This is a genomic window from Bradyrhizobium sp. AUGA SZCCT0158, assembly GCF_018130065.1.
Classification (GTDB): Bacteria; Pseudomonadota; Alphaproteobacteria; order Rhizobiales; family Xanthobacteraceae; genus Bradyrhizobium.
This window is the reverse complement of sequence record NZ_JAFCME010000009.1, coordinates 20149-35346: the sequence shown is the minus strand read 5'-3', so window position 1 is coordinate 35346 and position 15198 is coordinate 20149. Positions and strand designations below refer to the sequence as shown.

Genomic DNA, 15198 nt, shown 5'->3' with positions numbered 1-15198 from the left:
TCAACTGTGAGTTTGGAGTTAGCCGCCATACCGGCTCTTAATCATGTGAACGCGTAAAGGGCACAAAGCGCACGAGAGCGACGGCGCGCGTTGTCGTCTTGTCGGGGGCAATTTTTTCGACGACCGTGAGGTGCTGAGTGGTGTAAGCGGGCCCGACCGGCATGACGAGCCGACCACCCACTTTAAGCTGCTCAATCAGCGGCGGTGGTGGCTGCCCGAGCGCGGCGGTCACGACGATGGCGTCAAACGGACCGCATTCGGGCCAGCCACCATAACCGTCGCCAAGCCTGACGCTTACGTTTTCATACGCGAGGTTTCTCAGTGTTTTCGCAGCCGTCTCGGCCAATGCCGGGATAATCTCGATTGTGCAGACCTTTCGCGCCAGGTGCGCAAGGATGGCGGCCTGATAGCCCGAGCCCGTACCGACTTCGAGCACGACATAATCCGGAGCGATGCGGGCTAACTCAGTCATCAAGGTGACGACGAACGGCTGCGATATGGTCTGGCCGAGGCCGATCGGAAGCGGCCTGTCTGCGTATGCGATGGAGCAAGATCGCTCAGGGATGAACAGATGGCGTTTCGTTTGCCCCATGGCCTCGAGGACCCTCTCCGACAGGGCCTGCTGTCCCAAACCACTGGCGTAGGACCGGGCGTGGGCCCGGATGGTTTCGACCATGGCGGCGCGTTCGCGGACACATTCGGTGTCCTGTGCGGTCGCTTCCCGCGCGACGGCAACCATGGAAAGCACGAGCAGCAGCAAGTTCTTCATGATGGTGCGGTCTCCAGTCGGTCCACGATTCGCGTCGACCGCTTGAGGGCAACGAGTGGATTCGACCCATCAGCCGCGAAAACACGGCGTCCAGCGACTGACCGTAATTCGGCAAGCCCTGATACCATGACTGCATTTGGCCGGTAAGTTGACTTCTCCGCACACATCGCCGCGGAAATGCGCGCAAAGCAACGTCGCTTGTTGCGATCAAGTATGACAGAGGACCTGACCGAACTAACGCCCCTCATCGGATTCAAGGTCCGCAAGCGCGGTGCAGCCCAATAGGCGATTCGTCACAGCTGGTCGCGTCCGGTAAGTTCGCTCGTGAAGAGATCTTCAGCGGCCGGCTCAGATCCAGTGAGAGGTCATCGAATGAAACGGCGCGAGTTCATTGGAACCATTGGTACGGTCGCTCTGCTTCCGTTGATGGCACGGGCGCAACAATCGAAGAAAGTATACCGGATCGCGATATTGCATCCATCGCACCCGGTAGCTGAGCTGACCGAAGTCAGCAGTTTCCGGTACTGGCGCGAATTCTTCCAGGAGCTTCGCCGGCACGGCTATGTCGAGGGACAGAATCTGACAATCGAGCGCTATTCCGGCGAAGGGCGTGTCGAGAGCTACCCTAAACTCGCCCGTGATGTCTCAACTCGCAGTCTCGATCTGATTTTTGCGATCACGGTGTGGATGGTGGCCCCTCTCAAAGATTCGACCCGCACCACCCCGATCGTTGCGATGACCAGCGATCCGGTCGATCTGGGCCTTGTCTCAAGCATGGCACGGCCGGGTGGCAATATCACAGGTGTCAGCGTCGATGCCGGACTGGAGATTTGGGGCAAGAGGCTTCAGCTTTTCCGGGAGGTCGCCCCAGCAATATCGAAGCTGGGAATTCTGGCTTTGCGACGAAACCCCGAAGGAGCTGCAATGCAGGCGACGGCGGAGAAAGCAGGCATCAGTGTAGTGGGCTCCTCTTTTCTCGATAGTGGGAGCGAGCCAGAATATCGTCGTGTCTTCGCCCTCATGTCACAGGAAGGCGCCGACGCGCTCTTTGTCGATGGCAGTCCGGAACACATTACGAAGCGACAACTAATCGGCGAGCTGGCTGAGAAGTACCGGCTGCCGGCCATTTATCCATTTCGTTCATTTGTGGAGGCCGGCGGGCTCATGGCCTATGGCATCGACTTTCTGGAGATTTTTCGCCAAGTCGCCCGTACGATTGATCAAATCCTCAAGGGTGCGCAACCCGGTGATATTCCGTTCCAACAACCTACGAAATTCGAACTCGTCATTAACCGCAAGGCTGCGACCAACATTGGGTTGATGCTTCCAGAGCCGTTGCTCGCTCGCGCCGACGAAGTAATCGAGTAAGCGGATTGTGACTTTCGTTGTTCGTCAGAATAATCGGGCTCGAACGTCCGCTTTTCGGCAACGATGCTGATCGAGGGCGAACTGGCCCGCCAAATCCACCGGCACGGTTCGGAGTTCTCGGGACGATCGCGTGTTTCATCAGAAATTCGGCTACGGCACGCCGTGGAGATCGACGGCAACAAGCTCACCATCGCGTTCGGAATCCGGCGCGTTGCAACGCGCCGACTCAAGAAAAGAGCGCCTCACATGCCGCGGCTGGCAAATACCTTTTGGCAGCTCGAGCTCAGCTTGGCCCTGTTCTGTTGCAGGCATGTTTGAACCGCTCCATCATCGCCCAATTGCTTTCGGCAAAAGCGCTGTGCATCTCGTGTGCAGGCCTGCTGTTCTTGCGGTGTACCCTTGTGACCCTGTGCAAAAGACAGCGAGGTCTCGGTCAGCAGAATGACCAGAACCAGGACGATTGAACGCATAACGATGCTCCCTATGTTGACCGGAATAAACGTTGCTCCCGGTCTGCGGTTCCTCGATCGACATAGCCCCGTGGCAGCGCCGGCCTTTGATCCGATCCGCCGGGATGAAACATATTCTCGGGAAAAAGTGGCAACTTTTGTCGCCCGATCGAATTGAATGTAAGCGCGACAGATTTTGGAGTTCGAAATGGACGACGATTTTCCGCTGAAGACTGCTGTCGATCGAGCCTGGACAGTGCACTTGGCCACGCACGATGATGTGGACGCGGCCGATCCGCGTCGTTGCTCGCTTGAGAGGTACCTGAGCGGAAAATGGCAGGCTGGTGAAAGCGATCCCGAAGAACTGACATGCTCCGGCCTTTCGTATCTGGATCGCCTGGGATCCGAGAGTTGGTGATGGCAAGCTTTGCAAAGGCCCTGACCGGCCTCGCAATACAAAGCGCGCGACCGGATTGGACGCTGGCCGCCATTGCAAGTCTCATGGCAGCCGGCGTCGCGACGTCGCTTCGATATGCGTTTGGATAAGGGTCTGACCGATGGCGGATACGCGCGGCTTGAGATTCATCGGACTTGCCTTCGCAATCGTGGCCCTGGCCGTCACTGCAACAGCGGCGGTGGTTGCGACCGCTGAGGCCGAGCGGCTCGACGTGCAATCGACCCGCCAACCGTAAAAAGTCCTGCGCCGATTTTGAGTTTCGTCCGGTCTTGAGTTTCGTCAGGCTTGCGCGCCGCCAGCCTGCGTCGCAAAGCCGCAATGGCGGTCATAGACCGATTGCCGCGCTCGCGCGTTGAGCGTGACGGGCGACTAACGAGCTGCCAGGTAGCGACGATCATGCTTGCACCCAGCCTTCGCCTTTCAGCATTTCTTCTCGGCGTTTCGATGGTCGCGGCGAGCGTCGGCTCATCCGCGGCTCAGGAGAAAAGGCATGGTCCGCCTGCGGGCGCGGGCGGGCCCGCGGGTCCGCCGCCCGGCATGGCGCGGCCTGCCGCCCCGCCACCCGCCATGGCCCGTCCTGCCGCCCCGCCACCCGCCATGGCGCGGCCCGCCGCCCCGCCACCCGCCATGGCGCGGCCCGCCCCACCTCCTGCAATGGCCCGCCCTGCACCGCCGCCTGCCATGGCGCGGCCCGCCGCGCCGGCAATGCGTCCGGCTCCGCCGCAACAGCGTCCGGCCATGGCGCCGCGTCCGGCGCCGCAGATCGCGGCGCCACCGCGCCCGGCCGCTCCGAGGATCGCGGCACCACCGCGCCCAAGCGCACCAGCTGCCGCGGCTCCATCCCGGCAGGATCGGATCGGCCAGCGCGAGCAGCGCATTCAGCCGCCACAGCAGGCGATTCAGGAGCGGCAGCGCGACGGGCTTTCGCCCCGCAACGCGCCGCGCCAGGAGCGCATCGACCGGCTGCAGCAGCGCGTGCAGGACCTGAAATCTCAACAACCGCAAGACCAGCGCGCCCAGCGCGCCCAGCAACGCTTGCTGCAGACGGAACAGCGGCAGCTCCAGCGCGAGGAGCGACTGCAGCGGCTCCAGCAAACCGCGCAGGAACGGCAGCGCGACACGCTCAACCGGGAGAGCGCGCAACGCGAGCAGCGCATCGACCGCTTGCAGAAGCGCGTGCAGGAGCTGCAGGCGCGCCAGCCGGATGGCGTGCGGGCGCAACGCGTGCAGCAACGATTGCTGCAAACCGAACAGCGGCAGCTCCAGCGCGAGCAGCGCCTCCAGCAACGTGATGTGGCGCGCCGGCAGGAATTGGGAATGCCGCCGCCTTCCGGCAGGCAGGCCGAGACCGTCGGTGCAGCCGTGCAGGCCGCCGCCCGCGGGCGGTTTGCCGAACGCTTCCGCAGCAATCCTGATCCGCAGGTCCAGGCGGCGCTCGAGGGCGGGCGGCATGGCTGGGCTCCCCGCCACGCCTGGAAGCGCGGCCTGCGCGCGGCATTCGTGCCGTGGGCCGGCCACGTGTTCTGGCCCTATGCCTATTCCGACATTTTCGAATACACGTTCTGGCCCTCCGGCTACGACGTCGGTTATTGGGCCTACGCCTATGATGACTTCGTCGATACCGTGTTCTGGGGCGCGGACAGTCCGTATTCCGCCTACGCCAGGCTCAGCCCGACCGGGCGCCAGGAGAGCGACGGCGTGATCGGCGGCTCCCGGCCGCGCGACAGCTCGGGCATGAGCCAACAGGCTCTCAGGCAACTGTGCGAAGCGCCTGAAAAGGGCATCACCGCATGGCCGATTGCTTCAATCGAGGAAGCGGTGCGGCCGACGTCCGAGCAGCGCGCATTGCTCGACGAGTTGAAGGACGCAGCTGCAATGGCCGCTGCCGCGTTCAAGGAATCCTGCGGCGATCAGTATGCGATGACTCCGCCCGGCCGCTTGCGGTCGATGACGAACCGCATCAGCGCCACGCTCGAGGCGGTGCGGACCGTGCGGCCGGCCCTGGAGAAATTCTATGGCGCGCTCAGTGACGAGCAACAGGCTCGCTTCAACGCGCTCGGTCCTGATATCGGCGATCGTTCGAAACCGCAGCCGCAGCAGGAAGCAAACGCGCAGGATACTTGCGGCGAGCCGAAGCCCAGCCTGACCAACCTGCCGATCGAACGGATCGAGACGGTGATACGTCCGGCGGGCAAGCAAAAGGAAGCGCTCGACCGCCTGCGCGACGCGACGGAGAAGGCCGTTCAGACGCTGCAGGCGGCTTGTCCGGTGGACGTGCCGCTCACGCCGGTCGGACGCCTGGAGGCGATGGAGAAGCGGCTCGAGGCCATGCTGCAGTCAGCCAAGCTGGTGCAGCCGGCGCTCGACGATTTCTATGCCACGCTGGCCAGCGAGCAGAAGGCGCGCTTCAACACGCTGGGACGGTTCGCGGGCCGCTGATTGCAAGCGATCGATCGCCGAAATTGTGTGCCAATGATCGACATTGTTGTGTCAACAGCGTCACTCTGAGACGCCGCAAAGCAGTGCGATGAGCGTTCATCTTAAATAGTTACCGTAAATCTTAAATCGAGTTTGCTCCCGCTCCAAAAGACCATATCGACCGAAGCGCGATAGCTGAGGGTTCGATATGTCGGAAGCAAGTTATGACCTCATCAGGTCCCGGGCAGCACCTTTCAATTGGCGGATCGCCGCGATTGCAGCCTTCACGGTCCTGGTCGTGGCAGTTGCGGCCATGGTCCACGTCGTTCCCTACGGCCGCGCGGTGTGGGATTTCGTCTTCATCCTCGATGGCGCCTATCGCATCGGCCACGGCCAAATTCCGCACGTCGATTTTTCTTCGCCGATCGGCGCGCTCACGCTTTATCTGACCCATTTTGCCGAACGCCTGTTTCCCGGCGGGCAGCCGTTCATCGGCCTGCACGCGCTGGCGTGGCTGATGGTGGTGCCGCCGTTCGCCGTCATCGCGTCGCGCATTCAATCGCCCTGGGGTTTTGCCGCCAGCTTCGCGGTTCTCGCCGTGGTGGTTCTCGTGCCCTACACGCTCGACTCCACCATGCTCTCCGAGATCAGCTATTTTGCCACCTATAACCGTTTCGCCACCGCGATCCTGTTCCTGGCGGCATTGTGGTATGTGCTGCCAAAGGCCCGTGGCGACGGCGTGTTGCTGGGTTACCTGCTGACCGCCCTGATCTTCATCAAGATCACCGCCGCTATCGCAATGCTCGGCCTCGTCGTTACGGCCGTGCTGCTCGGTCGCGCGCGAGCCGCCGCGCTGTTCGCCATGCTGTTCGTTGCCGCAGCGTTGGCGGGACTGGTCGAACTGGCGACCGGAGGGCTCGTCTCCGGCTACCTGCACGACATCGTCTCGATGAGTGCTTTGAACCGGGGCGGCGCCGCTTTCCGGCTCGCCGCCTCCGCGGCTCGCAATTGGCTGCCGCTTGTGGTCACGATCACGATCGTCGTGCTCGCGGCCCGCGAACTCGATTTCACCGCGGCGGTTCGGCGTCCGCTCAATTTCGTGCGCGACACCCTCGCCCGCGAAGCCTTCGTCGTGGACGCAGCGCTGCTGGTCGCGGTCGCACTGGCCGCGGAGAGTCAGAACACCGGCGGCGTCGGCTTGATGGCCGCCGCGGCCGTCCTTTTCCACCCGAGCCTGCGCACGACCCGTGGCTGGCGTCTGATCGCCGCGGCGGTCCTCGGCGCGACGCTGGTGCTGCCAGTGGCCGATGTCGTCGAAAAGCGCGTCGTTTCGACCTTTGTAAGGGAAAAGCAGGGCACGACCGACCACGGCTTTGCGACGTTCCTTCCGGGCATGCGCGTACCAACAGCCACCCTCGCCGGCTCCCGGCTGATGACGCGCCTGCAATCCGAATGGCTGCCTTTCCTCGACGAGACCGCCAACAACGGCTTCGATCTCGACGGCGATCCCGGCAGCACCAGCCCGGCCACGCGCGCGGCATGGGCCATCAGCGTTGCCGAGGCCGGCGCGAACTTCCAGCGGCTTGGCTACGCGACCAAGGCGCAGCGCTATACGACCATCGATTTCGCCGAATCCTTTCCGCGGCTTCTCGGCCTGACACCCGCGCGCGGCACCACGCTGGCGATGGATTTCCGCCGAACCGTGCCGGCCTTCTCCGTAGCCGACGCGTCAGCCTATCTGGCGGACGCGGACGGTGTGTTCTTCCGCACCTGCATTCTCCCGGGCGCGACCGACACCAATCCTGCGACCTTCCGCACCGTGCTGGAACGGGAGTTCACGCGACACAGGCTGCATCCCTGCTGGGATTTCTACAGCCGTACCCGCTGAAAGGGCCCGCATGTCTACCTTACCCCTGCCGCTTGCACTCTCCGATTCGCCACTCTCCGATCCGCGCGAGGCACCGCAACCGCGGCCGCTGATCCTCGATCTCGATGGCACGCTGGTCCGCGCGGACATGCTGCTCGAGACCGTGCTCGCGCTGCTTCGAGCCGCGCCGTGGCGGTTGTTCGAGATCGGCCTGTGGATGCTGCGTGGCCGCGCCTATCTCAAGCGTCGTCTCGCCGAAGAGACGAACATCGAACCGGAAGTTCTGCCGTTCAATGAAGAACTGCTCGCCTACGCGGCCGATATCGCGGCGAGCGGACGGCCGGTCTATGTCGCCACCGCCGCCGACGCCAAGGTCGCGGAAAAGGTTGTGCGGCGGATTGCTTTCATTCGCGGCGTCATCGGCAGCGACGGCTTGCGCAACCTGAAGGGCGAAGCGAAGGCACAGGTTCTCGCTGAACGATTTCCTGATGGATTCGACTATGCCGGCGATGCCCGCGCCGATATTCCGATCTGGCGCCGCGCCAACAATGCCATCGTCGTCGAAGCGGCAAGTTCGGTAGAGCACGCCGCCGCCAGCGTCGCGACCGTCGCCAGGGTGTTCCCGCGGCCGTCCCGGATCCGTGCATTGGTGCGCAGCATGCGCCCGCACCAATGGGCGAAGAACGCGCTGGTTTTCGTGCCGCTCATCCTCGCCGGACTGGTCTCCCACGTCGACGCGGTCTACGCGACGACATGCGCGTTCCTTGCGCTCGGTCTGGTCGCCTCATCCACCTATCTCGTCAACGACATCTGGGACCTGACGGATGACCGCAGCCACTGGTCGAAGCGAAACCGGCCGCTGGCGAGCGGACGCCTGCCGCTGGCAACGGCGATCGCCGCCGTTCCGATCGGACTGTTCGCCGGCATCGCCGTGGCGGCGCTGGCCGGGCCGGCCACCGTTGCCGTCGTGCTGCTGTATCTGGCCGTAACCCTGCTCTATTCGTTCGCGCTGAAGCGCATCCCCATTCTCGACGGTTTTGTTCTCGCCGGATTGTTCACGCTGCGCCTCGGCGCGGGCATCGTGGCGTCAGGGGCGCCGCCGTCGCCCTGGCTCTTGGTGTTCGCGATGTTCCTGTTCGCCTCGCTCAGCTTCGCCAAACGCCACACCGAGGTCGCCCGCGTCATCGAGCGCGGCGGAACCGAAGTCCGCGGCCGCGGCTACAAATCCATCGACTTGCCGCTCATCATGGGCATCGGCATGGCGACGGGGGTGGCCGCCGTGCTCATCATGGTGCTCTACATCATCAACGACGCCTTCCGGCAGAGTTTTTATGGCAACACCGCCTGGCTCTGGGCCTTTCCGGCCATCCTGTTCCTGTTCGTCTGCCGGATCTGGCTGAAATGCGGACGCAGCGAGTTGCACGACGACCCCGTGGCGTTTGCCGTCACCGATCGGCCGAGCCTGGCGCTCGGCGGTGCCCTGATGGTGTGCTTCGGACTGGCTTGGTCGGGCGTGTTCGGCTGATACCGCCACTTGCGCAGGACGCGCGGAGGTTCCGCGTTGGCGCCCCGCAAAATAACCAAAAAAAGCCGCAGGACGGTGTCGGATTCGGCCGACCCCGTTCGTCGTTTCGCCGGGCCGATCAGGCCGGCTGGATACCGCAAGCGGCAGCCAAGCGAACCGAAAGGATGTGAAATGGCCAAGAAGATTGCGAAAAACACGATTTGCGTCTGGTACGACAAGGACGCCGAGGCGGCCGCCCGCTTCTACGCCGAAGTCTTTCCCGACAGCGCCGTGCACGCCGTCCACCGTGCCCCCGGTGACTACCCGTCCGGCAAAAAGGGCGACGTGCTGACGGTCGATTTCACGGTTGCCGGCGTCTCCTGTATCGGCCTCAACGGCGGCCCTGCGTTCAAGCAGACCGAAGCATTCTCGTTTATGATCACCACCGAAAACCAGGAAGAGACCGATCGCTACTGGAACGCCATCGTCGGCAATGGCGGCCAGGAGAGTGCGTGCGGCTGGTGCAAGGACAAATGGGGCGTCTCCTGGCAGATCACGCCGCGCGTGCTGCTGGAGGCGATGGCGGCCGGCGGCGCTGAAGCCAAGCGCGCCTTCGATGCCATGATGACCATGAAGAAAATTGACGTCGCCGCGATCGAGGCCGCGCGGCGCGGCTGATGTTCCCGGGATAGCCCTGGCTTGGCGCGGCTCAGTCGTCGCGCCTGCCCACCTAACCAATGCTGCCGGCAAACCGCTCGGCAAACCGCTGACGTCGAAATGCTTCCGCTACGAAATCGACGAAGAGGCGCGTCTTGGCCGGCATCAAGGTGCGGCTGACATAGTAGACCGAGATTGCGCCCGCGTCGGCATACCATTGCGGCACCAGCCGCACGAGCGCGCCGCTCTCCAGATGCCGCAGCGCGTGTGCCACCACGATCTGCGTGACGCCCATGCCGAGCACCGCAGCCTGGCACATCGCCTCCGGATCGTCGAACGTGATGGTGGGCTTGAGAGGGACCGTCATCTCGTCGCCCGCTGCGTTGCGCATCGGGCGCTCACGAACACGCCGGGTTTTTGAGGAGCGCATGACAATGCCATCAAGCGCGGCGAGTCCCGACGGATCGGCGGGCGGGGTCCTTCCCTTCATGTAAGACGGCGAGGCCACCGCGATGATGTGAGCGGGCGCAAGGACCCGCGATACCAGACCAGGCGCGAGATCGATCCCGCCGCCGATCGCAGCATCGAAGCCTTCAGCAATCAAATCGACTTGCCGGTTCTCGAACTGCCAGTCGGCGCGAACGCGCGGATAATTTTTCAGGAACTCCGGCAGCAGCGGCAGGATGTATTCGACGCCAAACGTCATGCCCATGCTGACCCTGAGCACGCCGGCCGGTTCGCCGCGGTCCGTTGCGACGCTCGCAATCGACGCCTGCAGCTCGTCGAGATTGTTTCGGATGGCGTGGAGGAAGCGCTCGCCGGCCTCGGTCAGCGTGAGCTTGCGCGTGCTGCGCTGAAAGAGACGAATTCCGAGATTCCGCTCCAGCATTGCAACGTTGCGGCTCACCGCGGCCGGGGTGAGCGACAGGCGCCGCGCGGCAGCGGAAAATCCGCCTGTTTCGGCGCTTCCACGAAGGATTCGAGATTTGCCAGCGTTTCCATACGACACTTTCAAGCAATCATTGAAAGTAAGTATAGCAATTACCGGCTAATCACGCAGCAATAAAAGTGGCGGTATGGGCTTCCGAAGCGGGGGTACGGCACCGCGCTCGCCCGGGAGCCCCAGCTTCCCGGTCAGCGGCAGGCGCCGGAGCACCGAAGGCAAAACCCATTTGGAGCAAGTCATGACCACCAACGACATCAGCGAAGCCGCCAAGGCCGTCATCCGCCGCAACACCGAAGAGGTCCAGGGCGGCGGGAATTTCGAAGTGTTCGAAGAACTGTTCGCCGACGATTTTCTTGATCACACGCCGCAGCCGGGACGCACGCCCGATAAGGACGGTGCGCGGCAGCTCTACAAAATTCTTCGGGCCGCGTTTCCCGACTTTCACGCCGACATCCATTGGCAGATTGCCGATGGAGATCGTGTGACGACCTACAAGACCTATCACGGGACGCACCAGGGAGACTTCCTTGGCGTGGCGGCGACGGGCCGCAAGATTCAATTCGAGACCGTCGACGTCATGCGTGTGCGTGACGGCAAGATCACCGATCACTGGGCGTGGCCAATCTTTTCTCGCTCATGCAGCAACTCGGCGCGTGGCCGCCCGCAACGGCGGCTCGCTCCTGATCCTGTTCGTCCATCACATACGACCCTGACAGGAACATTCCATGTCAATTGGCATCATCGGTTCAGGCGCCATCGGCGCAGCCTTTGCGCGGGTGCTGGCTCGGACAGGCACCGAGGCGACAATCTCCAACAGCCGCGGCCCGGAGTCGCTGAGTGAACTCGTCCGGGAAGTTGGACCATCGATCAAGGCCGGATCACGCGAGGAAGCCGCACGCGCCGACATCGTCTTCGTTGCTGTCAACTGGACGAAGTTGTCGGCGGCGCTGGCGGGTCTGCCGGAATGGTCCGGGCGCATTCTCATCGACGCCAACAATCCGATCGAGGCACCCTTGTTCAAGCCGGTTGACCTCCACGGCCGGGTATCGAGCGAGTTGGTCGCCGACCTCGTACCCGGAGCACGCGTCGTCAAGGCGTTCAATCATCTCCGTGCAGAAGTGCTCGCCGCGGACCCGCGATCGGGCGGAGGACGGCGCGTGCTGTTTTATTCCGGCAACGACGGCGCCGCGAAGGCGGAGGTGGCAGCGCTCATCGAGAGGATCGGCTTCGTCGGAATCGATCTTGGATCGCTAGCGGTCGGCGGCAAGCTTGCGCAATTTCCAGGCGGTCCATTGCCAAATCAAGATCTCATCAAGATCGCCTGAAAGTCCGCTATTCGCCAGGCGTCCTGACGCGGACAAAGGTAATCGACGCCGAACCGGCGCGCCCCAGGCGGGTCATTCTCCCGGTCCGTGTCAGGCGTGACGCCGGTGAACAACAACAGGCCGCCCATCGGCGCCTCGCCCATGCCATGACAAGGGAAGAATAGCAGGCTCGCTTCACCGAACCGAGCCTGCAGCTTTCTGGCGACCGGACCTTACTTCTTCATTCCGTCTTTCGACATCGCATCCTTCGACATGCCGTCGTGCTTCTTCATCGCGTCCTTGGACATCGCATCGTCCTTTTTCATGCCGTCCTTGGACATCGCATCTTTCGCCATCCCGTCCTTGCCCATCTTGTCCTGCGCGTAGGCCGCGGGCGCGGAGGCAAGCCCGACCGAGAGAGCGAGAGCGGAAATCGAGAGCAAGGTGCGCAGATTCTTGGTTGTCATGTTCAGTACCCTTTGTTGTGCGTGTTAGCGGTGAGCCGCTGTTTCGATTACGTTGATCGATCGGCCTTCGTTACGAATGACGATCGAACGGTGGTGAACAAATCGCTGTGATCAATCAGCCATCATTGCCGGCATCATTGGCGTCTCTCCTCTGTTAGATGGAAGTTTGAGTTGTGTGGTCATCATCGCCGCGATCGCGAGCGACGCTCCGACGCCCACGACGCAGGCGCTCCAGCCAAAACGGTCGAACAGCTGGCCGAGCACGGCGCTACCCGCCATGCCGCCGAAGAAGTAACAGGCGAGATAGGTCCCACTGGCGACGCCGCGGTTGTCCTGCGCGGCCTGACCGACGAAACCCGTCGCCGCGGCCTGCGCAAAGAAAGTGCCGACGCCGACCAGCACCATGCCGGCGAGTACGTACGGAAGATGCGATGACAACATCATGGGCAGGCCGACTGCGGCGAGCGCGAGCGCACCAGAGATCACCTGCCGGGAGCCAAACCGTGCGACGGCTCTTCCGGCAAACGGCGTCGTGATCACGGAGGGTGCAAAGACGAGATAGACGAGCCCGAGGTCCATTCGTCCGAGCGACAGCGGCTCGCGGACCAGAACGAAGTTGACGAAAGTGAAGGTGCCGATGAAAGCGAACAGGATGCAGAATCCGATCGCGTAGGCGGCGCGCAGCGACGGGTTGCGCCAATGGGCGATGCTTGCCTCGAACGGAGACAGCGCCGCCGGCATCGCATGCATCGGCCTGGCGCGCGACACCGTGAAATACACCAGCGCCGCACCGGCCAGATTGAGCAGTGCGAAGAAATAGAAATTCGACGCCAGCCCGAACGTATCGACCAGCGCGGCCGACAACAACCGGCCGATCAGATTGCTGGCGACATTGCCGGCGATATAGGCCGCGAACGCGCCGCCGGCGTCCATCGAGCTGCATTGCTCGCCGAGATAGGCCAGCGTCAAGGCAAAGGCCGACGCCATGCAAAGTCCCTGCAACACACGCAGGATGGTGAACGCGGTAAGATCGGGTGCGCCCGCCAGCAGCGTCGTGGGAACCGCGAGCAGAACGAGGCTCACGAGGATGCCGAACCGACGGTCGATATACCGGCTAAGGGAGCCGACCACGATACTTGCGACTGCCATGCCCAGGGTGCTGGCATTGACCGCAACACCCATCGCGGCCGGGGTTACATCATAATGCTTCGTCAGGGAGGGCAGGATGGCCTGTGTCGCGAACAGGTCGACCACGGTGAGAAAGGCCGTGAGGCCGATGACGAGCGAGCGCAGCACCACGCCCGGCGAGGGGTCGCGCATGTTTATGGCGTGCATTTTCATTGGCACGGAGGTATCGGCCATGGCGCGTCTCGCTGGGTGATGGAAGGGATGTGACGCCTGGGCGTGCGGGGCAACACGGGGGATCCTAGGACGTCACATCGGCAACGGGCGCCGGAAGCGCGCGTTACATCCGGTTACATGTGGTGGTCATGCGGATCCTTGCGAACGTCGCCGACATAGAGAATGACCGTCTCTTTGCCGAGATTCTTCCACCAGTGCGACACGCCGGCGACTTCGGGTCTGATCTCGCCGGCCTTGTGCACGATCGGTTCGGCGCAGTTGCTGGCGTATTCGACGATTTCGCCCTGCTGCACGAAGATCAGCGCCGGACGGTCGTCATGGCTGTGCCACGGCACGATGCCGCCGGGCTCGATCGTCAGCTTGCGGAAGCGCAGTTCGCGATCCCTGATGTTGGCCGGCTGTTTCTCGAGGTTGATCGCGCCGAGCGTGACGTCGGTGACGCCGACCGCCTTGTGGTCGACCTTGTCGCGGACATTGGCCTGCATCTTGCCGGCAGGACATTCGCCGGCGAAAGCCGCCGGTGCGGTCGCGAGCGAGCCCGCGAAAATGCCGGCAAGCGCGAGGCCGTGCCAGCGCGTGCGGGATGTGACGTTGGATGTGGACATGTCGTTGTCTCCTCGTTTGCCTTTACGTTGCCTTTACGTTGCCTGGGGCCCGGATGATCTGGCCGGCTACGTCACGACATTCGTTGAAACCACTTGAGGAATGAAATGCCGGTTGGCTCTCGACTCGATAGCGCGGCGCTATGCGTGCCCGGCTCGATACGCCGCGGCTATCAAACCCATTGGGCGACGGCATTTCATACGCGGGGCAATCCACCCTCTGATGGGTCAGCGCCACCCCTTGCGGGCAGCCCGCGCTGGAAAATAGTATCAAGTCAAACCGACCGGCCGGAGTACGACATGACCCAGCTTTCGCCTGCCAACGCCGAACGCCTCCGGCAGGCCTTTCAGCGCTGCCGCGACATGGAGGGTTCGCTCGGTAACCGATTGCAAGCCTATGCCGCCGCCGGTCGCGATTTCTTTCCTGCCTACAGCGAGGCGGTCGATCGTCTGGTCGCGCGAATCCACGAGAACGGCGGCGGCGAGAACGCGCCGCAGCCGGGCGAGGTGATGCCGCCGTTCATGCTGCCGGACGAGACCGGCCGGCTTGTCAGCCTGACATCGCTGATCGGCAACGGGCCGGTCATCGTCATGTTCTATCGCGGCCATTGGTGTCCCTACTGCCGGCTGAACGTGATGGCGATCATGCAGGCTCAGGACGAGATCAGCGCGCTGGGCGGACAGATTGTCGCGATTATGCCGGAAACGCAGAAGTACGCCGAGCGCTTCAAATCCGAGGCCGGCGCCCCCTTCCCGGTGCTGACCGACCTCGACAACGGCTATGCATTGTCGCTCAATCTTGCGATCTGGCTTGGAACGGAGATCCAGCAACTGCTCTCCTATCTGGACCTGTCGGATTTTCACGGCAATGACGGCTGCATGCTGCCGATTCCCGCGACCTTCGTGGTCGGCCGCGACGGGCTGGTGAAGGCCCGCTTCGTCGATCCCGATTTCCGCAAGCGAATGGAGATCGACGAACTGCTGGTTGCGGTTCGAACCGCCAGCGAGGATCGCTAAGACATCGCTAA

General features: G+C 63.1%; 14 protein-coding genes and 2 pseudogenes. 10 read left to right on the top strand and 6 right to left on the bottom strand.

The window, feature by feature from the left end:
• Positions 1–37: 37 nt before the first annotated feature.
• Positions 38–769, bottom strand: coding sequence for a protein-L-isoaspartate(D-aspartate) O-methyltransferase (locus JQ574_RS14780; RefSeq protein WP_212206945.1), 732 nt, complete (start codon positions 767–769; stop codon positions 38–40).
• Positions 770–1141: 372 nt separating this feature from the next.
• On the opposite strand from JQ574_RS14780, the gene JQ574_RS14775 reads away from it, so the two are divergent.
• Entirely contained in the window at positions 1142–2137 is a 996-nt protein-coding gene (locus JQ574_RS14775; protein WP_212206944.1) for an ABC transporter substrate-binding protein, read from the top strand.
• Positions 2138–2379: 242 nt separating this feature from the next.
• On the opposite strand, the gene JQ574_RS14770 is transcribed toward JQ574_RS14775, so the two are convergent.
• Complete coding sequence (locus JQ574_RS14770; protein WP_212206943.1) at positions 2380–2607, bottom strand: cysteine rich repeat-containing protein; 228 nt, start codon at positions 2605–2607, stop codon at positions 2380–2382.
• 187 nt (positions 2608–2794) lie between these two features.
• Here JQ574_RS14770 and JQ574_RS14765 point away from each other — a divergent pair, with 187 nt between their 5' ends.
• From JQ574_RS14765 to JQ574_RS14745, 6 genes are all read left to right on the top strand, one after another.
• Entirely contained in the window at positions 2795–3004 is a 210-nt protein-coding gene (locus JQ574_RS14765; protein WP_212206942.1) for a hypothetical protein, read from the top strand.
• 139 nt (positions 3005–3143) lie between these two features.
• Entirely contained in the window at positions 3144–3278 is a 135-nt protein-coding gene (locus JQ574_RS35515; RefSeq protein ID WP_283813732.1) for a hypothetical protein, read from the top strand.
• A 302-nt stretch (positions 3279–3580) separates the two neighbouring features.
• A complete protein-coding gene (locus JQ574_RS14760) occupies positions 3581–5482 on the top strand; it encodes a Spy/CpxP family protein refolding chaperone (RefSeq protein WP_249119355.1) in 1902 nt (633 codons plus the stop codon).
• 187 nt (positions 5483–5669) lie between these two features.
• Positions 5670–7349 carry a hypothetical protein gene (locus JQ574_RS14755; RefSeq protein ID WP_212206941.1) on the top strand — a complete coding sequence of 560 codons (1680 nt, stop codon included), beginning with the start codon at positions 5670–5672 and terminating at the stop codon, positions 7347–7349.
• Positions 7350–7359: 10 nt separating this feature from the next.
• The gene (locus JQ574_RS14750) at positions 7360–8853 is read left to right on the top strand and encodes a UbiA family prenyltransferase (RefSeq protein WP_212206940.1); all 1494 of its coding nucleotides are present in this window, start codon (positions 7360–7362) and stop codon (positions 8851–8853) included.
• Between the two features lie 183 nt (positions 8854–9036).
• Positions 9037–9510, top strand: a complete 474-nt coding sequence (locus tag JQ574_RS14745) for a VOC family protein (RefSeq protein WP_212207163.1) — start codon at positions 9037–9039, stop codon at positions 9508–9510.
• A gap of 52 nt (positions 9511–9562) precedes the next feature.
• Here JQ574_RS14745 and JQ574_RS14740 read toward each other — a convergent pair.
• A pseudogene (locus tag JQ574_RS14740) lies at positions 9563–10491 on the bottom strand (LysR substrate-binding domain-containing protein).
• A 182-nt stretch (positions 10492–10673) separates the two neighbouring features.
• Here JQ574_RS14740 and JQ574_RS14735 point away from each other — a divergent pair.
• Both JQ574_RS14735 and JQ574_RS14730 read left to right on the top strand, forming a co-directional pair.
• Positions 10674–11119 (top strand): annotated as a pseudogene (locus tag JQ574_RS14735) (ester cyclase).
• A 41-nt stretch (positions 11120–11160) separates the two neighbouring features.
• A complete protein-coding gene (locus JQ574_RS14730) occupies positions 11161–11760 on the top strand; it encodes an NADPH-dependent F420 reductase (RefSeq protein ID WP_212206937.1) in 600 nt (199 codons plus the stop codon).
• Positions 11761–11972: 212 nt separating this feature from the next.
• Here the strand turns inward: JQ574_RS14730 and JQ574_RS14725 are convergent, their stop codons facing one another.
• The 3 genes from JQ574_RS14725 to JQ574_RS14715 all read right to left on the bottom strand — a co-directional run bounded on the left by JQ574_RS14725 (position 11973) and on the right by JQ574_RS14715 (position 14173).
• Positions 11973–12206 carry a pentapeptide MXKDX repeat protein gene (locus tag JQ574_RS14725; protein WP_212206936.1) on the bottom strand — a complete coding sequence of 78 codons (234 nt, stop codon included), beginning with the start codon at positions 12204–12206 and terminating at the stop codon, positions 11973–11975.
• 111 nt (positions 12207–12317) lie between these two features.
• Positions 12318–13568 (bottom strand): MFS transporter, encoded by a 1251-nt coding sequence (locus JQ574_RS14720; protein WP_212206935.1) that lies wholly within the window; start codon positions 13566–13568, stop codon positions 12318–12320.
• Positions 13569–13681: 113 nt separating this feature from the next.
• Positions 13682–14173, bottom strand: a complete 492-nt coding sequence (locus JQ574_RS14715) for a cupin domain-containing protein (protein ID WP_212206934.1) — start codon at positions 14171–14173, stop codon at positions 13682–13684.
• A gap of 297 nt (positions 14174–14470) precedes the next feature.
• Here JQ574_RS14715 and JQ574_RS14710 point away from each other — a divergent pair, with 297 nt between their 5' ends.
• Entirely contained in the window at positions 14471–15187 is a 717-nt protein-coding gene (locus JQ574_RS14710; RefSeq protein WP_212206933.1) for a peroxiredoxin-like family protein, read from the top strand.
• Positions 15188–15198: the final 11 nt, after the last annotated feature.